This window comes from Rhodanobacter sp. B04 (assembly GCF_002001125.1).
Lineage (GTDB): Bacteria > Pseudomonadota > Gammaproteobacteria > Xanthomonadales > Rhodanobacteraceae > Rhodanobacter.
The window spans coordinates 85,626-107,012 of record NZ_MUNV01000008.1 but is presented as its reverse complement, the minus strand read 5'-3'; the positions used below and the strand labels follow the sequence as shown (position 1 = coordinate 107,012).

21 protein-coding genes are annotated in these 21,387 nt (G+C 63.6%); 8 read left to right on the top strand and 13 right to left on the bottom strand.

Annotated features, from left to right (window positions below; translation table 11 throughout):
- Positions 1-159: 159 nt before the first annotated feature.
- The 3 genes from B0E46_RS07090 to B0E46_RS07080 all read right to left on the bottom strand — a co-directional run bounded on the left by B0E46_RS07090 (position 160) and on the right by B0E46_RS07080 (position 4,247).
- Positions 160-1,758, bottom strand: coding sequence for a S53 family serine peptidase (locus tag B0E46_RS07090; protein ID WP_168171157.1), 1,599 nt, complete (start codon positions 1,756-1,758; stop codon positions 160-162).
- 719 nt (positions 1,759-2,477) lie between these two features.
- Positions 2,478-3,104, bottom strand: a complete 627-nt coding sequence (locus B0E46_RS07085) for a cytochrome P460 family protein (RefSeq protein ID WP_077555083.1) — start codon at positions 3,102-3,104, stop codon at positions 2,478-2,480.
- Between the two features lie 123 nt (positions 3,105-3,227).
- On the bottom strand, positions 3,228-4,247 hold the full coding sequence (locus B0E46_RS07080; protein ID WP_077555082.1) for a helix-turn-helix domain-containing protein: 1,020 nt from the start codon (positions 4,245-4,247) through the stop codon (positions 3,228-3,230).
- A 319-nt stretch (positions 4,248-4,566) separates the two neighbouring features.
- Here B0E46_RS07080 and B0E46_RS07075 point away from each other — a divergent pair, with 319 nt between their 5' ends.
- The 4 genes from B0E46_RS07075 to B0E46_RS07060 all read left to right on the top strand — a co-directional run bounded on the left by B0E46_RS07075 (position 4,567) and on the right by B0E46_RS07060 (position 7,348).
- Complete coding sequence (locus tag B0E46_RS07075) at positions 4,567-5,019, top strand: MarR family transcriptional regulator (RefSeq protein ID WP_217316330.1); 453 nt, start codon at positions 4,567-4,569, stop codon at positions 5,017-5,019.
- Positions 5,020-5,164: 145 nt separating this feature from the next.
- Positions 5,165-5,728 (top strand): isochorismatase family protein, encoded by a 564-nt coding sequence (locus B0E46_RS07070; RefSeq protein WP_077555080.1) that lies wholly within the window; start codon positions 5,165-5,167, stop codon positions 5,726-5,728.
- A gap of 2 nt (positions 5,729-5,730) precedes the next feature.
- A complete protein-coding gene (locus B0E46_RS07065; RefSeq protein ID WP_077555079.1) occupies positions 5,731-6,063 on the top strand; it encodes a hypothetical protein in 333 nt (110 codons plus the stop codon).
- Position 6,064: 1 nt separating this feature from the next.
- Positions 6,065-7,348 carry an MFS transporter gene (locus B0E46_RS07060; RefSeq protein WP_077555078.1) on the top strand — a complete coding sequence of 428 codons (1,284 nt, stop codon included), beginning with the start codon at positions 6,065-6,067 and terminating at the stop codon, positions 7,346-7,348.
- 24 nt (positions 7,349-7,372) lie between these two features.
- Here the strand turns inward: B0E46_RS07060 and B0E46_RS07055 are convergent, their stop codons facing one another.
- Both B0E46_RS07055 and B0E46_RS07050 read right to left on the bottom strand, forming a co-directional pair.
- Positions 7,373-9,133: an aspartyl protease family protein gene (locus B0E46_RS07055; RefSeq protein ID WP_077555077.1), complete on the bottom strand. Its 1,761-nt coding sequence runs from the start codon at positions 9,131-9,133 to the stop codon at positions 7,373-7,375.
- A 196-nt stretch (positions 9,134-9,329) separates the two neighbouring features.
- On the bottom strand, positions 9,330-10,265 hold the full coding sequence (locus B0E46_RS07050; RefSeq protein WP_077555076.1) for a LysR family transcriptional regulator: 936 nt from the start codon (positions 10,263-10,265) through the stop codon (positions 9,330-9,332).
- A gap of 34 nt (positions 10,266-10,299) precedes the next feature.
- Here B0E46_RS07050 and B0E46_RS07045 point away from each other — a divergent pair, with 34 nt between their 5' ends.
- Positions 10,300-10,956 carry a lipocalin-like domain-containing protein gene (locus tag B0E46_RS07045; protein ID WP_168171156.1) on the top strand — a complete coding sequence of 219 codons (657 nt, stop codon included), beginning with the start codon at positions 10,300-10,302 and terminating at the stop codon, positions 10,954-10,956.
- 170 nt (positions 10,957-11,126) lie between these two features.
- Here the strand turns inward: B0E46_RS07045 and B0E46_RS07040 are convergent, their stop codons facing one another.
- The 6 genes from B0E46_RS07040 to B0E46_RS17695 form a co-directional block, all read right to left on the bottom strand.
- Positions 11,127-12,650, bottom strand: a complete 1,524-nt coding sequence (locus B0E46_RS07040; RefSeq protein WP_254425077.1) for a serine hydrolase domain-containing protein — start codon at positions 12,648-12,650, stop codon at positions 11,127-11,129.
- A gap of 248 nt (positions 12,651-12,898) precedes the next feature.
- Positions 12,899-13,783, bottom strand: coding sequence for a patatin-like phospholipase family protein (locus B0E46_RS07035; RefSeq protein ID WP_077555074.1), 885 nt, complete (start codon positions 13,781-13,783; stop codon positions 12,899-12,901).
- Positions 13,784-13,889: 106 nt separating this feature from the next.
- Positions 13,890-14,618 (bottom strand): cytochrome c biogenesis protein CcdA, encoded by a 729-nt coding sequence (locus B0E46_RS07030; protein WP_077555073.1) that lies wholly within the window; start codon positions 14,616-14,618, stop codon positions 13,890-13,892.
- Positions 14,618-14,992 (bottom strand): thioredoxin family protein, encoded by a 375-nt coding sequence (locus B0E46_RS07025; RefSeq protein ID WP_077555072.1) that lies wholly within the window; start codon positions 14,990-14,992, stop codon positions 14,618-14,620. Before B0E46_RS07025 ends, B0E46_RS07030 begins: the two co-directional genes overlap by 1 nt.
- Before the next feature lie 139 nt (positions 14,993-15,131).
- Complete coding sequence (locus tag B0E46_RS07020) at positions 15,132-15,653, bottom strand: DoxX family protein (RefSeq protein WP_077555071.1); 522 nt, start codon at positions 15,651-15,653, stop codon at positions 15,132-15,134.
- Between the two features lie 211 nt (positions 15,654-15,864).
- Positions 15,865-16,164 (bottom strand): hypothetical protein, encoded by a 300-nt coding sequence (locus B0E46_RS17695; protein WP_168171155.1) that lies wholly within the window; start codon positions 16,162-16,164, stop codon positions 15,865-15,867.
- 72 nt (positions 16,165-16,236) lie between these two features.
- Here B0E46_RS17695 and B0E46_RS07010 point away from each other — a divergent pair, with 72 nt between their 5' ends.
- The 3 genes from B0E46_RS07010 to B0E46_RS07000 all read left to right on the top strand — a co-directional run bounded on the left by B0E46_RS07010 (position 16,237) and on the right by B0E46_RS07000 (position 18,874).
- A complete protein-coding gene (locus B0E46_RS07010) occupies positions 16,237-17,088 on the top strand; it encodes a DUF692 domain-containing protein (protein ID WP_077555069.1) in 852 nt (283 codons plus the stop codon).
- Positions 17,085-17,864: a DNA-binding domain-containing protein gene (locus B0E46_RS07005; protein WP_077555068.1), complete on the top strand. Its 780-nt coding sequence runs from the start codon at positions 17,085-17,087 to the stop codon at positions 17,862-17,864. Before B0E46_RS07010 ends, B0E46_RS07005 begins: the two co-directional genes overlap by 4 nt.
- Positions 17,865-17,953: 89 nt before the next feature.
- Positions 17,954-18,874: an AraC family transcriptional regulator gene (locus tag B0E46_RS07000; protein WP_168171154.1), complete on the top strand. Its 921-nt coding sequence runs from the start codon at positions 17,954-17,956 to the stop codon at positions 18,872-18,874.
- 301 nt (positions 18,875-19,175) lie between these two features.
- Here B0E46_RS07000 and B0E46_RS06995 read toward each other — a convergent pair whose 3' ends face one another.
- Both B0E46_RS06995 and B0E46_RS06990 read right to left on the bottom strand, forming a co-directional pair.
- Positions 19,176-20,228, bottom strand: coding sequence for a hypothetical protein (locus B0E46_RS06995; RefSeq protein WP_077555066.1), 1,053 nt, complete (start codon positions 20,226-20,228; stop codon positions 19,176-19,178).
- A 144-nt stretch (positions 20,229-20,372) separates the two neighbouring features.
- Positions 20,373-21,353, bottom strand: a complete 981-nt coding sequence (locus B0E46_RS06990; RefSeq protein ID WP_139350455.1) for a transporter — start codon at positions 21,351-21,353, stop codon at positions 20,373-20,375.
- Positions 21,354-21,387 lie beyond the last annotated feature (34 nt).

Genomic DNA, 21,387 nt, shown 5'->3' with positions numbered 1-21,387 from the left:
GGCCTGAATGGCTCGGTTCCGGCTTCGGGAAGTGCAGCGTGTTTCCCGGAGACGCGCAGGCGCAACCAGCGGCACCGCCATGCCAGACGCTTGCACGAAAAAAGGCCCGGGCTGAATCCCCGGGCCTTCAAATGTTTCACATGCTTGTTGGAACGGTGTTTATTGAGCCAGTGTCGTGATCAATGCGGCCTTCGGACTACCCCAGCCGGTCACCAGGTCGTAGCCGGTCACGGCCGAATAGCTGCCGGACTTGCCGCTGGTGATGTCGTGGAAGTCCGTGGCGTAGGTACTCGTCACGTTCTGCGGATAGATGGTCGCGTTGAAGTTGCCGACGCGTGCCCCGCCATTGGCAACCAATTGCTGGTTGACCAGCGCAATGAACGCCGCCCACATCGGCGCCGCAAAACTGGTGCCGCCATATTCGTTGGCCTGGCAGGCTTGCTGGTCGCCACAGGTGTAGAAGGTGAAATTGGCGTTGGCCGAGACATCCGGACCATTGCGATAGGTGGTCGAGCCCTTGTTGGTCGAGGTGATCACGCCCGAAAGCTTCTGCCACGAAGGAATGGCGATCTTGTCGGGCGAGATGCCGCCACCGCTATCGACCCAGGCCGTCTCCGACTTCCAGGGACCTGCCGCACTGCTGGTCGTCAGGTCGGTGCCACCGACGGAGATGACATAGGCGTCGTCGGCGGGCCATGCCGCGGCGCTGCCGGTTTTCTTCCAGGTCGAATCATCGCCCGACGCGGCGAAGAAGGTCTGGCCCTGCGCGGCCATCTTCTCGAAGTACGGATCGAGCGTGGTCGGGTCCGCCGGCGTCCAGCCCCATGAGCAGCCGATCGTGGTGGGCAGCGGGCTGTGCGTCGTCATGGCACTGATGATGGCGGTGTCGGTGGAACCGACGTACATCACCAGGCTGCTCAGGCCGGGCGCCATGCCAAGGGCCTGCGTCATGTCGAGATTCTGCTCGCCATCGTCGCAGTCGCCGCCGGCCTTCGTATAGACGCACGAGGTGCTGGTTCCGTCGGTCGAGAAAAGCGTCACGGGAACGTTGTTGGTCTGCTTGACGTTCTTGTAATACGTCGTCAGGTCGGCCAGGTCGGTGCCGTAGTATTCGAACAGCCCCAGGTTCTGGCCTGCGCCGGTCAGCGCCGTGCCACCGTAGTAGGCGGCGCGCATGTCGCTGCCCAGGAACGAGGCCGAGGGACCCGAACCGGTCGTCGCATGCGTGACCACCGCATCGGGACTGATGCCATGGGCCTTGGCGTAATCGCCCTTCTTGACGTACAGCGGATGCGGGATCGAGTAGTTGTCCAGACCGGAAACATGCCAGAGCGGTATTGCCAGCGAAGTCGTGGGCTCGCGGTCCGGGCTGAAAAAGACGCGATTCTCCGTCGGGTGCCGATAGGTAAGCATGCGGACATTGAAGGCCGCTTCGACCGCCGAGACCGGCCCCCTTACCTGCACATCCATGCCATCGCGGCTTCCACCGGTCACCGTCAGCCCGTTCTTGCGCAGATACTGGACGACGGCGTCATAGTCCTGCTGGGTCGGACCGAATCGGGCCGTGAACTGCGCCGGCGTGAGGTATTGGCGGAAAGACGGGCTGGCCGGGTCGGCCACACTGGCCACGAACGCATCCAGGCCCGCCTTGTCGCGCACCGGCAGGACCACATTGAGACTCATCACCTGATGCATCGGAAGAGTACCGACCTGCGCTGCGGCATGTTCGCTCACTACATTGCGCACATGGTGAGTCATCACTCCGGCAGCTTGCACCGCCGTGGTTGTGCCCAATGCCAGGGCAACGGCCACCGAAAGCCCGCATGTCCTGCGGACCAGGTTGGCAAGGTCAATTCCCCGAGCGGTCCCACGCGAATCTATTCTATTCATTGGAAATCACTCCCCGTATTACCAGTGAAAGATTGAGGGGGACTGACCGCATGCTCCCCACAGCATGCTCCCCCGGTGCCGATTGGCCGCCGAAGCGTATGACGACATTTGTTATCTTCGGGTGATGAATTTTGTCTTGAATAACCACCGACCCAGCCCGTCGATAAAACAAGCCCGGCGCTGAAACATAATGCGATCCATGCGTATCATTTTGCATGCCGCAAAATCACCATGCCGGCTGATTCATGGACGAGTGTTAATCATCGAGACCATGGCCATCGCTGACGCAAGTTCTACTCGAAATTTTTTGGCAGCGGATAATGACATGCCGAGTTTCGCAAGAAAGCGTGGTTCGCAAGCGCGCGCCATGCCGTCATGCGACAGACTCATCACAAACCATTTCCGACATGAATGCCGCTGACCGATCGCCTGGAGCGCAGGACGACCGTGGTCTTGTTGCCTTTCCCGCCAGGTATGGAAAGCTTGTCTTCGGACGAACCGCAGGCGGTCGGAAGGGCACGAGCCATGAGTCCCGCTTGGCACCGGTTCTTGATGTTCGAAATCCGTCCTCGCAGCCCGCCGGGAGACTAATGAACTGTCTTCGCGAGCTCAGCCTCATCCTTGAGATAGCTTGCGCTGAGCGTCGCCTGTTTCTGCGCAATCGGCAGCAGCGTTGGGTAGAACTGGACGAAAGTCGTGTCCACCGCCGCATGCTCGCCATGGCATGCGTAGCAGGTTGCTGTCGTCGGTATCTTCGCGGCCGGCGCATTGCCATCGACATCGAAAAACGCCCAGCCACGGTCGAACCGAGCCATATCCTTCACATGCATCTCGAACCCCAGGACATCAGTGCTCTGGAAATGGCCGCGTTGATTGATTGAGCCCTTGCTGGATGAGCTGCGGACCTCAAGCACAAATTGCGTCTTGTCTGGCCAGGTACCTGTCTGGCGGAATACACGATAAGCCTCTGGGTTGACAAAGACATTGTCGAATACCGGCTTGTCGGATGCGATGGCCTTTTTGTTGTAGCTCATGTCCAGGCCAGAACTCAGAAAGACCCATTCGCGGTAGTCCTTCGGCGGAATGATCCTGCCGTCGCTCGTGTAGACGGGCTCATGAGCATTCTTCGTCTGGCCATCAGCGAACGATCCGATCGGCAGCGCAGCCACGGCGGCAACAACAAGTGCGAGGCGGAAAAGAACCGGTCTGGACATGTCATGCGCCCTTTGTCGTAAGGCGTGCATTGACGCCCTTGGGAGTGCCGGCTTTCGAAAGTTCGGCGGCCCGCACACTGGCAGCCGAGGGCATGCTCGGCAACACGGCGAGAACAACTGTCTTCACGATGGATCCTTGCTTGTTCGATGGGCCTGGGTTTGACTGACCTGGTCTGGCCCGGCCAGACCAAAGCGCCGGCAGTACGTGCTCGGTGATACGGAGAACCTTCGCTCGAACGCGCGCCGAAACGCATCGGCGCTGCGAAATCCGACGGCGCGGGAGATCGCCTCGACACGCAATCCCTGCATCAACAGGCTCCGCGCATGGTCAAGGCGCATGCGCTCGGCGAACCGGGCCGGCGGCTCGCCGAAAGCCTGCATGAAGCGCCTGGTCAGGTGCCGCGGGCTGGTGCCTGTGCGCTCGCACAACGCGGCAACCGAATGGTCGGCCTGCGGATTGGCCAGCATCCAGGCCAGTAAATCTCCCATTTTGCCGGCGCTGCGCTGCTGCCATTGCAAAGGCTCGGAAAACTGTGCCTGATCACCGGGCCGCCGGTAATGCACGACCAGCTGCCTCGCACAGGCGATCGACACCGTTTCGCCAAGATCCTCGGCAATCAATTTCAAGGCCAGGTCAATCGCCGCCGTCACGCCCGCCGACGACCACAGGTTGCCGTCGTGCACATACAGTGCATCGGCATCCACCTGCAATGACGGAAAGCGTGTGCGCAGCTCATCTGCGTACTTCCAGTGCGTGGCGATGCGATGAGAGCCCTGGGTGAGTTCAGCGGCCAGGAAAGCACCCGTGCAGACACTGACCAGGCGGCGGCTGCGACGGGCAAGCGTGGCCAGCAGCTTGCGTTGCAAGCCACTCAACTGCAGAGACCGCGCACCGCAGCCGCCGGGGATGATCAAGGTGTCGGGACGCAGATTGGCATGCATGCAACGATCGGCCAGCACGCGTGCGCCGTTCTCGGCTCGCACCACCTCGCCTTCGAGACTCCATGACTGCAAACGGTAACTGCCAGGCACCAGCGCGTTGGCCGCATCGAAAGCATCCAGTGGACCGAATACGTCCAGCGCCTGGAATCCCTCGAAAAGGATCAGCGCGACAGTTCGCTCCCTCGGCCCGACGGGTTTCATCGACCGGATCGAACCAAGCTGCAAAGCGGCTGCGGCGCGGAGTGCGCACTCAATAACGGTGGCATGAATCTTTCCCTATGGCGCCCGACGCCTGATTCTGCTGATTCGCGGATTTGGCGTAAAGGACATAAATACGACGATTTGGGACATCGCGCACAGGAGCTGTATTTGCCCACTCCGAGCTGGCCTCCAGCAAAGCATTCGCCGCTATCACCGACGCGTCGTGGCGCAACCAGCTTGACGACGTGCCATGGCGCGCGCATCATGAATATATGAAGTTAACCTTTGTAGTTATCCTTCACACATGCCGGACATGACCATGGGCAAGCCAGCGAACGATCCCCAGGCTGCACGCACGCTGGCTGCAGCCGGCGAACTTCGCGTCGTGCTGGGCAAGCTGAAACGGCGCCTGCGCGAAGAGCTGCACATGGGCAATCTGACCTGGCCGCAGGTGTCGGTGCTCGGTCACCTTGAGCGTGGCGGCCCCGCGACCGTCACCGCGCTTGCGCAAGCCGAGGGTGTGCGCCCGCAATCCATGGGCGCCACGGTGGCCACGCTGGAAAAGGCCGGGCTTGTCAGCGGCAGTGCGGATCCGAACGACGGTCGGCAAACGGTCATCTCGCTCACCGCGGCGTGCCGGGATTTGATCAAGGCCAGCCGCGCAGCGCGGGAGGACTGGTTATTCCGCAGCATGCGGGCAAACCTGACACTTGCCGAACAAAAGCAGCTCGCGAGCGCTGTCGAGCTGCTCAAGCGCATCGCCGATTCCTGACCTCCCCGGCCCAGCATTGACCGTGCGACAGCGGCGTTACCGGTCATGGTTTCGCCGTCATCCGGGCACGGAACCGGCGCATCGAACCACGGCGGCGCAATGCATTCGCGACCTCCCGCCATCCACCTCACCCGAAGGAACAGCCATGGCACTCACCACCCTCGATCCGAAGACCGCCCTGATCGTCATCGACCTGCAGAAAGGCATCGTCGCCTATCCCACCGCGCATCCCGCTGCCGAGGTCGTGAAGCAGGCCAGCACGCTGGCTGATGCGTTCCGTCGCCACGGCTTGCCGATTGTGCTGGTCAACGTCACCGGTGGCGCACCGGGCCGCACGGAACAGGTGCGCAATCTGGATGAGCTTCCTGCCGATTGGGCCGAACTCGTGCCCGAGCTCAACCAGCAACCCACGGACCATACGGTGACGAAACGCACCTGGGGCGCATTCACTCACACCGGCCTCGACGAATACCTGAAGAAGCTGGGCGTCAGCCAGGTCGTGATCGTCGGTATCGCCACCAGCATCGGCGTCGAATCGACCGCGCGCCACGCGCACGAGAACGGCTACAACGTCGCCCTCGCCATCGACGCGATGACCGACATGAATCCCGATGCCCACCACAACAGCGTCACGCGGATCTTCCCGCGCCTGGGCGAAACCGGCGCGACGCAGGAGATCATCGACCTGCTCGACCGCAGGAGCGCATGACCATGGCGTGGCTGCCTTATGCCGCCTGGTTCCTGGGCGGCGCTTTCCTCACCAATGCGGTCCCGCATTTTGTCAGCGGCGTGATGGGACGGCCTTTTCAAAGCCCGTTCGCCACGCCGCATGGCGTCGGGCTTTCCAGTTCGACCGTCAACGTGCTGTGGGGATGCTTCAACCTGGCCGTCGGCTACGTCCTGCTATGCCGGGTGGGCAACTTCGACCTGCGTTCCACGGCTGATGCGATAGCTGCGGGACTGGGCATGTCGCTGACGGGCGTGCTGACCGCGCGCATGTTCGGACGGCTGCACGGCGGCAACGACCCGGCACGCGGCGAGTGACATGAAAGGCACCTTCCGCTCGCTGCGCAACTACAACTACCGCGTATGGGCCAGCGGCGCGATCGTGTCGAATATCGGCACCTGGATGCAGCGCACGGCGCAGGACTGGATCGTCCTCACCCGGCTCACCCGCCACAATGCGGCGGCCGTCGGCGTGGTGATGGCGCTGCAGTTCGGGCCGCAGCTGCTGATGCTGCCACTGACCGGCTTTGCCGCCGATCATCTCGACCGCCGCAAACTGCTGATCGCCACCCAGGCAGCGATGGGCTTGCTGGCGCTGGGGCTGGGCCTGCTCACCGTCAGCGGCCTCGTGCAGTTGTGGCACGTCTATGTGTTCGCCTTCCTGCTTGGCTGCGTGGCCGCATTCGATGCACCGGCACGCCAGACCTTTGTCTCCGACCTGGTCGGCGAAACCGACCTGTCGAATGCGGTGGCGTTGAATTCCACCTCGTTCAACGTGGCACGGATGATCGGCCCCGCCGTCGCCGGCATGCTGATCGCCGGCGTGGGCACCGGCTGGGTATTCCTGATCAACGCAGCGTCGTTTGTTGCGGTGCTCTGCTCGCTGGGCTGCCTGCGCACCGGCGAACTGCACCGAAGCCATCGGCCGGTGCGTACCCGCGGCAGCCTCGTCGAAGGTTTCCGCTATGTCTGGCATCGTCCCGACTTGAAAGCCATCCTGCTCATGCTGTTCCTGATCGGCACGTTCGGGCTCAACTTTCCGATCTTCATCTCCACCATGTCGGTGACCGTGTTCCACGCCGGCGCGACCGAATACGGATTGCTCACGTCAATCATGGCGATCGGCTCGGTCGCCGGTGCATTGCTGGCTGCCCAGCGTGGCAAACCGCACATCGCCCTGCTACTCGTTGCCGTGGCCATCTTCGGCTTTGGTTTCGCGCTGGCCGCAGTCATGCCGGACGTCCAGCTGTTCGGCCTCGCTCTCGTCATCATCGGCGTGTCCGCGCAGACCCTCACCACCTCGACGATCAGCCTGGTGCAGCTGTCCACCGAGCCTGCGATGCGCGGGCGCGTGATGGCGATCTTGCTGGCGATTGCCCTGGGTGGCACACCGATCGGTGCACCGCTGGTGGGATGGGTGGCGGACACCTTGGGGCCGCGCCGGGCACTTTGGGTTGGTGCGATGTCGGGATTCTCGGCGGCGATGGTTGGCATCCGTTACCTGCTGAGGTACCGGGGGTTGCGGGTGCGGGTCGTGGACGGGTGGATACGGTTCAGTGTTGACGAGGGCGAGATGGAGGGCGGTCTCAAGGTTCCCCTGTAGCGCTCGGAATATTGCCCATGCCAACTATGGCCCCGCCGCAACCAAGCCATACTTGGCGGCACGCGCCTCGATTTCCCGATCGAGCGCGCGCGCAGCGACCAGGTCGGCGTTGCCCGCATCGGTCTGGCCACTGCGAATCTTGGCCAAGCCAAGGCCATAGCGCGACCACGCGTTGTGCGGCATTTGCGCCACGGCCTGCTCGTAGGCCTCGACCGATTCGGGATAATGCCCCAGTCGCAACTGCACCAGGCCGAGGCTGTCGAGGTAGGCCGGCTTTTCGCCATCGCGCCTGATCGCCTTGCGGCAGTCCTTCAAGGCATCGTCAAGCATCTGATTGCTCAGACCACGCGCCCAGCAGCGCTCGTTGAGCGCCGCTCCGAGCATGGCGTCATTGCCGTGCAGCCGAATCCATTCGTCGAGCATCGGCAGCGCCACGGCCGGTTGATCGAGCCGGACATACAGGTTGGCAAGCACGCGTGCCTGTGCCGATCCCGCCGGCGCCAAGACGCTTGCCGCCGTCACGTCGGCCGCCGCACCCGCGCGGTCCTTGTGCAAGAAGCGAAATTCGGCGCGCAGCAACAAGGCATCGACGTTGTTCGAATCCAGGCTCAGTGACTTGTCCAGATCGGCGAGCGCCGCATCGGGTTGTTTGTCCGCCATGTGTGCCCGCGCACGGGCAGCATAGTAAGCCGCCTGATCGGGGGCCATGCGGATCGCCTCGTCCAGATCGGCTACGGCGCCCTTTGGTTCGCCGCGAGACAGGTCCGCCTCGCCACGCAGCGCGTAGTCGGCCGCGGTCTTTGGTGCCGAACCGTCGTCGTCCGCTGTGGCACCGGCATCAGGTTTGTCGCTGTCGCTCGGCGCCTGGGCCAGGCTGAACACGCGCCCGCCGTTGTAGGTGAAATAGACTTTCCTCTGGCTGTTGGCAATGAACATGTGATGAGCGAGCATGAAATCCACGCCAAGCAACATGTCGGTGTCGCCGCCGCCAATGTTTCCGTCGATGACCTGCATCTGGCTGTGCTGGATGGTTTCCGTACCGACCGAGAACGAATCAATCGGCACGGTCCATGTCTTGACCGATCTGGCGCCAATGCCGAAGCTGCTGCCCACCCCGGCCTCGGGCGCATTCAAGTCGATGCCAACCCGCTCGGCGCCGCGGCGGCTGAGCAAGGTGGCATACGCCCCCGAATCGAGCACGGCACGCACCTTCTTGCCATTTATCATCACGTCGAGAAACGTGCGCCGATCGCTCCGATTGACGGCCGGCTCGATGTCTGCATCGTTGTACTTGCCGTCCTTGGACCAATACGCCAGCGCCCGCTTATCGCAGTGATCGGCCTTGAACAGAGTCAACTTGCCATGGGCCAGATCGATTTCCAGATCGACCAGATCGAGCAGGTTGGCGCCGAGCAATCCATGACCGGTATCGGTGCCTCCAACGATGAAAGCAATATCGTGCAGGGTGGTGCCGAGGATGCCGAAATCCTTGACCTGGGTGAACTGGACGTCCGTGGAACCTCCAATGCCGCTGATGCGATAACCGAATGGCGCAGGTCGCAGCTTGAGCCCCAGCGACAACGCGTTGGCACGCGACATGGTGTTGAAGAAAGCTCCGGTATCGATGATGAAGCGCGTATCGCTCCCGTTGATCTTCACCATGGTGGTGGCTTGCCCACCGACCATTTCCACCGGCAACGTGCCGTAATCCCTCAACTGGCAGCCGTCAGCCCAGGCGTGGCCGGCCAGCACAGCGCTGATGCCGAGGCAGCCCAAACGCAACATCCTTATCATCATCGTCCCCTTTGGTTGCCAAGGCTGCGGAATGCAGGCATGGCCGTCGAGCGCCGGTTCGTACGGGCGCTCCGGGCATAGTGGCGAAAACCATGAAGCCACTCAAGGCGTGACTGGGCAACGCAGGTCGAGCGGTTTACGCAGTCCGGAAGAACAGTGGCTGGAGCGCGGCAAACCGACTTCGCAGCTAGCGGCTCGATCGGCGCATCGATGAAAACACCGCCGCGTCGTTCGCATTTGACGCAAGCTGCCGCGCCAACTCGGCGTGCAGAAAGTCGACAAACCGGCGCACGCGCGGCGGCTGAAAGACGTTCCGGTGGTACATCGCATGGATGGGTGTGGGGGCGGACCACGCCGGTGCGTTGACCAGCACCAGCCGGCCTTCGCGCACATCCGCCGCCACCGCCCAAAGCTGCCGGTAGGCAAACCCGCGACCGCGCACGGCCCACCTGCGGATGACTTCGCTGTCGGTGCACTCGTGATATCGCCGAACCCGCACGACGGCCTCCCCAAGGCGCCATTCGTTGCGTGGCCCGGCATTCGTAGTCAGTACCAGCGTGGGCAATTCGACCAGATCCTCGGGTTGCCCTGGTGTCCCATGGGTCGCGATACATGTCGGCGAAGCGCACACCACGCGCCAGCTGTCGGCAAGATGGCGCGCAACGAGATCGCTGTCCTCCAAGGGGCCGACGCGGATGGCCACGTCGATGTCATCCGGCACGAAACGCGAGAGCGAATCCGACAGCGTCAGCACGATGCGCACCTCCGGGTGGAGGCCCATGAAACCGTCGAGGATGTCGACCAGCAGGTTGCGCCCCAGGTCGGACGGCGCCGATACGCGCAGCGTCCCGCGCACACCGTCGGTGCCGCTGCGAACCGCGCGCTCGGCCTCCTTCATGGTCTCGATGGCGACCCGGCAGGAGTCGATGTAGATGCGCCCCTCATCGGTCAGGCGCAATTGACGACTCGTGCGCTCGAAGAGCCGCGCACCGAGCATGGCCTCGACCCGTTGCAGACAGGCACTGGCGGCGGCCGGCGAAAGCCCGGCCCGACGCCCGGCAGCCGACAGGCTGCTGAGGTCGGCCGCATCGACGAGGAGCTGCATGTCGCTGAGGCGATTCATGGCGTCAGGTCCGGGCTGCGGAAGGCATGGCGGGATGATCTTCAAATCCCATTTGAAGATCAATAAAGACCAAAGCCTATTATCAAAAAGGAAGGCGCGGGAGACGATGCCAGCTACCCCACACACCCAAGGCATCCCCATGTCACGCGCAAAACTCCTGCTGCTCGCCGCCTTCCTCGCCCCGATGCTCGCGCCGATCACGGCCGCCGCCCAGGATGCGGCGATGAAGCACAGTGGCGGCACCGGCGATCACGCGCTGGTGCCCAGGGAACTGATCAGCGCCTGGACCCTCGTCCGCTGCGACAACGTCTACCCCGATGGTCGCCGCGTGGAGCTGTACGGTCCCCATCCGGAAGGCATGTGGCTCATCGATGCCCAAGGCGACTACATGATGCAGATCGTGCGGGCGAAACGGATGCCCTTCGCGGCGAACGACAAATCCAGGGGAACCCCGGACGAGTACCGTGCCGCCTCGATGGACAGCAATGCCCACTTCGGCCATGTCAGCGCCGACGCCAAGGTCATGCACACTCAGATCCTGCATGCGTCGTTCCCGAACTGGGACGGCAAGAGCGGAGATTCGGGCTACACCATCAACGGCGATGAATTGACCTATCGCGTGGCCAAGCCGTCAAGCGGTGCCGCCGAAGGCGCCCATGGCGAGGTGGTATGGCGGCGCGTTCACTCATAAGCGGGCAAGCCAAAGCATGGTGGCAGGGACACTACGGGCATGCCGCGGTCGCCCGATCCGGCATGCAACGACATTACAGCTGGTTCTGGCTTCGACCCGCGCGCGGAACCGATCCGCTCCGCGCGCGTTTCAGACCTTGTCCACCCTCTCGGCATCGCACTTGCGGGAACTCAGTTTTTCGCGCCTTCAGCGGCAAGCAAGTCGGCGATCTGCTCGGCCAGCAGCCAGTGTTGCGACGGCCCTTCGTTGCTGGTCAGCGCCACCGCCGCACCGGTCTCCCAAACCATCTCCAGGTTGGCCGTGGTGCCCTCGATGCCGCCCTGGTGGCCACGGATGTGGCGACCGTGCGCGAGCCGCTCGTCGATGCCGGCGCCAATGGCACCGGGGCCGTCGTTCGGCACTTCGCCGTCGAACATCTTCGCCAGCGTGGTGGCTTTGAGCAGCTTGCCTCCATGCACGGCCCGGGCGAACCGCAACAGATCGGCATTGGTCGAATAACCGCCACCTGCGGGACTGCCCTTGTAGATGCCCTGCACCCAGTTTGCCTTCCACGTCCGGGAGAACACCCCATCGTCGTGGTAGTAGCCGACCGCAAGCCCGGGCACGATCTCGTCCACGCTGTCGAAGCCGCTGGATGCCATCTGCGCGGGTTCGAAGACGTGGCGCTGGATATAGTCGAAGTAACTTTCGCCGGAGACGTTCTCGATGATGCGGCCGAGCAGAATGTAGCCGGCGTTGCTGTAGCTCAACCCCTTGCCCGGCTCGCCCACCTTCGGCTGGCGGGCGATCAGCCCCAGATAGTCCACCGGATTGACGTAGCGTTCGGCGTGCTCGAAATAGTCCGGCACCATGAAATCGCCCAGACCCGAGGTGTGGTGCAGGAGTTCCCACACCGTGATCTTCTTCGCCATCGCCTGGTCGGGATATTCCGGAACCAGCTTCGCCAGCGTGTCGTTCCACGACAGCTTGCCGGCCTCGACCAGTTGCGCGATGGCGACCGCGGTGAACATCTTGCCGACCGAGGCGATGCGGAACTTGGTCTGGTGATCGACCGGCACGTTGAAACTGCGATCGGCCAGTCCGCGGCATTCGTCGAACACGGTCTCGCCGCCATCGAAGACGGTCACGCAACCTGAGAAATCTGACACGCGCACCAATCGGTCCAGTACGGCATGTATCTGTTTTCCCAGCTCCGCATGCGATACCGGCCGCCTGGGCCAGTCGGCATAAAGCGGATTGTCCATCGGGACCAGCATCGCCTGCGCGAGCCGGTCCGGATGCGCCGGGTCGGCGGTCAGCCAGAACAGGGCGGCCTGCCCGTTGTGACGTCCCTTGACGGCAACTTCGAGCAGTCCCGGCTGGTGCGGATCGGTGCGCACATCGAACACGTCCAGGCCGCCGCTGTCGCGTGCCGCCGAGACCAGGTCCGTGACAAATGCCGCCTTGTCGTCGGAAGCGACGGACGCCGACAGGATACTGGGCGCCCATTGCCGGATCCGCACGGGACCATCGGCATTGGCATGACGGATCAGTTCGCCGGCAAGCCGGCCCACCGGCGTATCGGGCAGTTGCGTGTGCAAGGACGCCGCGGCCATGGACGGACCCGCGGCGCTGTACAGCGCAACGAAAATCCACAAGGGAACGAGTCGGAACGCGTGGATCGCAATCCTGACGCTGGAGGTGCGCTCGATCATGGGGGAGGCTCTCTGGGTCACCGGCCGACATGGCGGTATGGGTCCCCAGATGCAGCAAGCCCGCTGTTGGTTGCGGGGCGCATTTGTGCAGGCTCGGAGCGGCAGCCGAAGTCGGCTCGGCAACAACGACACCACGAGGGCGGCTGCGGACCAGCGTGCCGCTCGCGTTTGGCGTTCGTCATCTGGCTGATCTAATCCGCGATGCCGAATGAAATCTGCCGAGCTGGAACTCGAATTCAAACTGCTGATCAGTGATGGTGCTCGTGCAGCTGCATCGGTACAGCCGCACCATCCAGGCCGCCGTCATCCAGCCATTGCCGTGTGCATGCTTTGGCCTGGGCAATGAGCGCGTGCGCCATGGAATAGTCGTACGGCGATGTTTCGAGTGGGCATAAGCTGGGGACGATTCGCAGTTCGACCCGGCCACCTGCGAACTGCTCCGCATCGTGCACCAATTGGCGCGATACCAGCAGGCTGAGTGCGTGCATCGCGCGTGCGATGGCCCCTCTTGGCATCTGGTTGAGTGCGCAGGCAAAGCCCGTGGGCAGCACGATGATCCGCGTTGCGCCCAGCTTCACCGCCGTGGAAATCGGCGTGTTGTTGGCGACACCGCCATCGACCAGCAAGCGTGCGCCGACCTGCACCGGCGGAAACACGCCAGGTATCGCCGTGCTCGCCAGCACCGCGTCAATCACCGATCCCGACGACAGCAACACTTCATGCCCAGTCAACATGTCCGAGGCCACGATGTGAATCGGCATGGCCGCTTCTTCGAGTCGCCGATACGGCAGATGCTGCTCCAGCAGACGCCGCAGCGCATCCGGATCCACCAGGTAATCGCGACGACGCAGCAGACCAAGCACGCTGCTCAGGTTGAGCGGAAAAACATCCCGGCGGCGCAGCACACACCAGAGCCGCTCCAGCTTGTCGGCCCCCGCGCGGGTGGGATCAGCGGCGAAGTAAGCCGCATTGATGGCGCCCGCCGATGCGCCGACCATGAAGGCAGGCGTCTCGCCCCAGTCGAGCAGGGCCTGCAGCATGCCCACTTCCACCGCGCCAAGACTGCCGCCGCCGGCGAGCACAAAGGCCGTGCGTCGGGTTGTGCTGTCGATGATCGCGCTGGTATCCGTCATTCCAGTCACCTGCGTGAACGGGTGTCGTGCCTGATCCGACTATCGCTTGGGCACTCGGCCCGGGCATGCTCTTCACCTCGACCTGCCCCGCTGCAAAAGCGGCCTGTTACAGCGAAGTCGTCAGGCGCGTCAGCCAGTCGGGACTGATCGAGAGAATGAGCGCCTCGAGCTTGCGATCGAAGCCGGTCAGGATGAGCGTGCCGAGGATCACGAACAGTCCGCCCATCACCGCTTTTGCGGCATGCCCGAGCGAAGACAGCGAACCGCGCATCCGCATCATGGTGGCATGCGACAGGCCGCCCAGCAGCAGCAACGGCAAGCCTGCCCCCAGCCCGAACACCAGCATGAGCAAGGCGATCTGCGCAAGATCGCGCCCTTGTGCCGCGAGCGTGGAAGCGGCGCCAAGCGTCGGCCCGACGCATGGGCTCCAGACCAGGCCCAGCAGCAACCCGATCGCGAACTGGCTCGCCAGGCCTTCGCCCTTGATCGCGCCGAGGGCGTGCTGCCCGCTCGAGCCGACCCGGGAACTGGCGGTGGCGAACGCCAGCTGCAACCGCGGCGACAGCATCACCACACCGAACAGCACCATCAGCGCGGCGGCCACGCGGCGCAGCGTCTCCGTACCCAGACCAATCGATGCACCCAGCGTGGCGATGAAAATCCCGACCACGGCAAACGACAGGGCCAGCCCGAGTGCCAGCGCCGCCGTGCCGAGGCGGTGCCTGGACAATGCCGAGGCGATCAGGATGGGCAGGATCGGCAACACGCACGGCGACAGGATCGAGGCGCAGCCGGCCAGGAAACTCACTGCATACGTGGCGAGGCCAAAATCCATCACAACGCCTTCTGCAGTATTTCGCGGATCGCCGGCTCCTGCGTCTGCCCGGTGGAACGCGCGACTTCGTGGCCGTGGCTGAAAACCACGAAGGTCGATTGCTGGCCGACCTTAAGCGTCTTTTCCAGCGCGGTTTCCGTATCGAAGTCGGCCTCGAAGATCGTCACGGCCTTGAGCTGCGGCTCCACCGCGAGCCGCGCCACGATGGGCTGCTGTACGCGGCAGGTCGGGCACCAGTCGGCGTGGAAATAGACCACGACCGGCTGGCCGGCGGCCCTGGCCTGGTCGAACTTCGCCTGGTTGAAAGGCACCTCGTCCGCCATCGCGCCGCATGCCAGCGCCAGCAGGAACACGCCCAATAGAAGTTTTTTCATGATGAAGACCGTCCTCGTGACTTTTTCAATCTGCAGCGACGCGTTACATCCAGTCATTCGTCCGCTGAATGCGTCCGGTTACAAGCCGCGCCAACGATGCGATGTCGCCGTCATCGGTCCGCGCGTGCAGCGCAGGCAATCAGTCCTGCGTGCGAATGCCGAGCCAGCGCGCCACCAGCGTGTCGAGGCTGGCCTTGCCCGGTCCGGCAATGAGCAGCCAGAAGAAGATCAGGCTGTAGACCACCTCGTCCGCCTCGACGTAATCGTCCAGGCCCATCAAGTTGGCCGACACCACCAGGGTGACCGCAACGGCCATATTGATGATCATCGGAATGCAGACGAGCCGCGTGCACAGGCCCAGCAGGATAAACAGGCCGCCGAGCAGTTCGGTCCACGCCGAGAGCGCCGCGTTGAAGGCTGGATGGGGAATGTGCCAACCGACAAAACGCTGGGTGAAGCCATCCAGGTTCTGCACTTTGGCGATGCCTGTCTCGAGCCAGAAATAACCGAACACCAGGCGCACCACGAGCGGCCCCACCCAGCGGTTGGCATGCAGCAATTCGAGTAATCGTGAAGCCTTGTCAGCGATGAACTGGCGCATCGTAAAATCCCGTGAGCATGACGAGCCGGCATCTTGCGTGCGTATCCGGGCCGCCGCCATGTTCGTGCGTCCATGCTTTCTTGCCGCGCGTCCGGCTCTGCGCCCGGTTGCTCGCTACCGGACGATCGGGCACAAAAACGGGATGCACGGGAACAGCCAGTGCCCCCTGCGAATGCCGAAGATGCGCTCGTCGGGATCGGCTCAAGGCGGCAAGGCAAACCTACCCGGCGAGACATCTCCTTATGCCGCATTCGATTGCGGCCCATACGACTTAGCTGGAGTTACCCATGAAGACCAACAAACTCAACGGTGCTGCAATGGCAGTGATGGTTGCCGGCCTGTTTGCGATGAGCTCGATGTCGTCCGCAGTCGCATCGCCCAGCGGCGCCAGCGATACCGCCACGGTCAAATGCATGAACTCGTCATCCTGCAAAGGCCATGGCGCATGCAAGCAGGCCACCAACTCGTGCAAGGGCCAGAACTCCTGCAAGGGCCAGGGCTTCACCATGCAGAAGACACAGGCGGACTGCACCGCTGCGCAAGCGACCAACAAGTCGTCTTCCTGATCCACCAGGCGGGGCTTTCCGGTTCCGATGCACGGAAAGCCCCTTCCTCCTGCGCCTGCCTGCGGCTTTCCCAAATCATGACCATCGAGACAGACATCCATCGGTTGCCCTATCTGGGTTACGGCCTTGGCTTGCGCGTCGAGCATTACGAAAGCCTGCTGGAGGAACCCGGCAACGTCGAATGGCTGGAAATCGTTTCCGAGAATTACATGATCCCCGGCGGTCGCCCGCTGGTGTGGCTGGATAAATTCCGCGAGCGCTTTCCGCTGGTGATGCATGGCGTATCGATGTCGATCGGCGGCACCGATTCGCTGGACGAGGGCTATCTTGCGCGCCTCGCCGCGCTGGCCCGCCGCGTGGAGCCGGCATGGATTTCCGATCACCTGTGCTGGACCGGCGTGCAGGGCATCAACCTGCACGACCTGATGCCGCTGCCCTATACCGAAGAGGCCCTGGCGCATGTGGTCGATCGCGTGCGCCGCGTGCAGGACGTGCTGGGCCGGCGCATCCTGCTGGAAAATGTTTCGAGCTACATCAGCTTTGCCGACGCACAGCTGACGGAATGGCAATTCCTGGCGGCCGTGGCCGAACGCGCCGATTGCCTGATCCTGCTGGATATCAACAATATCCATGTCAGCGCGCACAACCATGGGTTTTCGCCGCTGGACTATCTCGATGGCATCCCGGCATCGCGCGTCCAGCAGTTCCATCTGGCCGGCCACGAACACGGCGAACAGCTGCTGATCGACACGCACGATGCGCCGATCGTCGACGACGTGTGGAACCTCTATGTCGAGGCGGTTCGTCGATATGGCGCGGTCTCGACGATGATCGAACGCGACGACCATATGCCGCCTCTCGCCGACTTGCTGGCCGAACTCGACGACGCGCGTTCGCTGGCCAGACCACTGCTGCGGGCTGCGGCATGAGCCAGCTGCAGGCACTTCAACAACGCATGCTGCAGGCCGTGCTTGCCGACAGGCCACCCCAGCTGCCGGAACTGCGGAACGATGCGCGCGCGGATGCCATGATGCGTCTGGCGATCTATCGCAACGGTTACCGCGTGCGGCTGCGGGATGCGCTGGCCATCGAATACCCTGGCCTGGGCTTGATGATGGGCCGCCGATTCGGCAACTTGCTGGACCGCTATGTCGAGACGCACCCGTCCGTGCACTACAACATCCGCTGGCACGGCGCAGGCATCGCGGCCTTCCTGGAATATGCCCTGCCCTGGCGCGAGCGGCCCGCGCTGGCCGAGATGGCGCGTCTGGACTGGGCCATCTCCACCGCGTTCGACGCCGCCGATGAACCGGTGCTTGCCGCTGCCGACCTGGCTGGCGTGCCCGCCGACGCCTGGGCGAATCTGCGCCTGCTTCCGCAAAACCACCTGCAGATCCTTTCCACCCACCACAACGTGGAAGCTTTTCGCCGTGCGGCGGATCGCAACGACAAACGCCCGCGCTTGCACCGCCATGACACAGCACGCCACCTGCTGGTCTGGCGCCAGGCGCTGACGGTGCATTACCGATCCATCGGCCTGGACGAATTGTCGGCACTGCATGGTGCGATCAAGGGCGAGCCATTCGCGATCCTGTGCGAACTGCTTTCCGAGCATCACGACCCGGCAGAAGCGTTGCCGCGCATGGCGGGCTTCCTGCATCAATGGCTCGCCGACGGATTGATCAGCCGCTGCCTGCCGGACTGAGGTATCCATCGCACCTGACGGCCGATGTAACCATCGGTGTGCCTTTGGCGAAAGAGGCTATGAGCGCCACTCGCCGGAAGGACACACCTGTGTATATCGAACCCAATCCGATGCTGGCCAGCGAACCTCGTCCGCCGCTGATCGAGCCGGCACTCGAATCGCTGCTGAATCAATCGATATTGCGCGTGGCGGTCGTCGCCGAGCTGCATCGGTGCGGCTCGTGGTTTCTCGATGGGCCACGCTACCACTGCGGACTGTTCCATCTCGTCGGTACCGGCCAATGCAAAGTCGAGTGCGCCGCACTCGGCCACGCCATGCAATTGGAAGCCGGCGACTTGGTCGTGTTTCCGCAGGGCGATCCGCATCGCTTGAGCACCGATGGGCAAGCCAATCCGGAAGATGCCGGCCGGACCAGCCTTGTCTGCGGCGAAATGAAGTTCTCCGGCAACGCACACCACCCGCTCAACCACGCCCTGCCGGCCTGTTTCGTGGTGCGCTCGAAGGACGCCGGAAATACCTTCCGGCAGCTCTCGGCGATGATGGTCGAGGTGGTCAATGCCGGCCAGGACGGACGGCAGGTGCTGCTGAACAAGCTGGCCGACGCCCTGTTCACGCTCGCCGTCTGCGACTACGCCAGGCGTACCGGCGAGCGGCGTGGCTTGTTTGCCGCAGTGGCTGATTCGCGCATCAGCAAAGTGCTGCAAGCCGTGCATGAAAGCCCCGGCAATCCCTGGACCATGCAGACGATGGCCGGGCTTGCCTGCATGTCGCGCTCGGCCTTCGCGGAACGCTTTACCCATCTGATGCAGATACCGCCGATGCAATACGTCACTCAATGGCGAGTGAGTGTCGCCGAACAGTTGCTGCGCGATCGGCAGCAGTCCGTGGCGTGCATTGCCGAGCAGCTTGGCTACAGCAGCGAAGCGGCTTTCCGACGCCTTTTCAAGCGCGTCAGCGGCATGTGTCCCGGCAGGATCCGCTCGGATATCGCCAGCGCCGCGCTGAACTAGGCACTGGCTCGCCCAGACACTTGCCAAACCAAGACTGACAACCAAGACGTGGATGGCAAGGAACTGGTCGTCCCGCCACTCGGGGTTCCACCAAGGCTGCCGGCACGGCCTCATGCACACTCGCCCGACGATCCTGACCTCGCCACCCAAGCCTCGCGTCCACCAGCACGCCCAGCACGAGGCGTACGTGGGCGGCGCCGGCCTCGCCGATGCCCGCCCGGACGTCCGCGGGCTCGGCATCGAGCAGAATGTCCTTGTGGATCGAAGCCATGGCGCCTCCTCGTCAGACGGTTGCGTTTGCTCACGGCGATCGGCCAGCGGGCGTGTCGGTGGACGTCCAGGTGGGTACCCAGCTCTTGCCTGCGTCCGTGGAAATGGCCCAGTCCTGTTGGCCGGATTTTGCGGTGATGTGCGACCAGACGTTCCGGGTCAGCACGGTCTTGCCGTCGATCTCGTCCATGCCGATGAAGCTGCCCACGCCATCTTTGAATCCGCCGACCATCGGCTTTTCCAGCGTGCCGGACTTGCTGTCCGCGAAATAGACGCGCCATTGCTGCGTCTTGCGGTCGTACAGGCGTAGCGCCAGGTCCTCGATGTGACCCTTCGGCCCGTCGACTTCGAGTTGGCCCACATGGGCCCAGTCGTCCCAGACGCGATACACCTGATGCGTGCCGCTCAAATCGCTCCACGCGTGGGGTGAGGACAACGGATCCGGCACGGCCCGTATCCGGGTCGACCAGTGTCCCAGGTTGAAATCGAAATCGTGCTCCGCTCCCGTGCCCGGCGTGTAGCGTGCAGGGTCGTCGGAATTTTTCTTCAGCCGGGTGAGCTGCGCGACGAAATGGATGACCCAGGTCTTGCCGCCATCGGGCGAAGACGCAATCTCGTAATGGTAGGAATCCGGCGTGATGTTCGACCAGATGTCGCGCTCGAAAATCCGCTTGCCCGCAGACTCGGTCCAGCCATAGAACACACCGCGTCCATCCTTGAACGAGCCATACGAAGCTTCCTGCATGATGCCATCGCTGCTGCCGGCGAACTGCTCGCTCCATTGCCCGGACTTCGGGTTGTACAGAAACAGCGTCAGGCCCTGGAAGTGGCCGCCCGCCCCGGAGGCTTCGATCTTTTCCAGGTTGGCCCGCCCCTGCCACAAGGGCTGGTCGATCACCGTTCCGCTGAACTTGACCCACTTGCCGACACCCGATGCCGTCACGTCCCGGCTCATGATCTGCGTCGCCCAGGTGCCGAAATGAAAATCGAAGGCATGCTGCTGATCGTCGCCCTGGCTGCCCGCGACCAACGACGACTGCCATCCGGTCGCCAGCAGCACAAGCAGGCCTGCCCGCAAGATCATCTTTGTATGCATCACGATTACCCTCTGGGTTGGAATACGTCACGGAGCGAGGCTCGTTGCCCGCGCCGCCAAGGAACACCGACTCGCCGCCCTGCCTGCCCGCCCAAGCCCGAGCAGGCACGATGTTCTGGCCGGCTCAACCCATCAGTGGACATAGTTGATCGCGATGGCCGGCGTCAGCGAACGCTGTGTGTTGTGCCCGCCTGCGATCACGCGCACGCCCAGCAGCACGCCGAGATTCGGCGTCCAGCTGTATTCGACCGCGGGTGCGTAACCGTAGGCGTCGCTGGCGCCGGTGCGCAGGCTTACCGGCGCAGGCAAGGCATCGAGCGGATCGGTATAGCCGTTCACCCGGCTGGCGCCGTCGTGGCTGCGGAACAGATCCAGTGCCAGCACCCAGCGACGAGTGAGGCTGTATTCGAACGAGCTGCCGATGTAGAACGCGTCGCCCGGCCGGGCCGTGCCGTGGAAGCCGGGCGCGGTACCGTAGACGCTGGCTCCGGTCACCTCGGCATCGCCGGAGAAGGTGCGGGTCAGGTTGAGCCGCACGCGCAGCAGGCGGCCGTTCGGCATCCAGAAATAACTCTGCGCATTGAGGCCCAGCGTGGTGGCCCAGGCGCCGCCGCCCATGCCGTCGCTGGCGCGCGCCAGTCGATCGTAGCGACCGGTGGGTACCGTCTCCTGCAACTCCACCGCGAGCGAGGGCAGCCAGCTGCCCTCGTGGAAGCGCGTCAGCCGGTACTGCGCCTGCACGATCTGGTCGCCGGCGCCGATGCCCGAGCTGCTCGGTCCCTGGCTGACCCGGTTGTAGCCGATGATCGGAATCAGGCCCACGGTCAGCCGTTCGGTGAGCCCGTACAGCACGTAGGCGCGCGAACCGAACGCATCGGCGCCTTTCGAGCTGACGTCGTAGACGTATGGCTCGATCAGCAGGTGTCCGGGCGGCAGCGTCTCGGCGGAATTGGCCAGCATCGGGCCGGTCCACCAGGCGTCGTCCAGCGACTGGCGCGGCGCGGCAGCGTCCTGGGCCGAAGCCGTGCCCATGCCCAGCAGCAGGACCAGCCATGCCGCGAGACGGCATGCCGTCCGTCGCGCCTGCCGTGGCTTGCCTGACCGCCATCGCATGACCACCGACACCTCCGCCGTTCGCCCGTTGCGA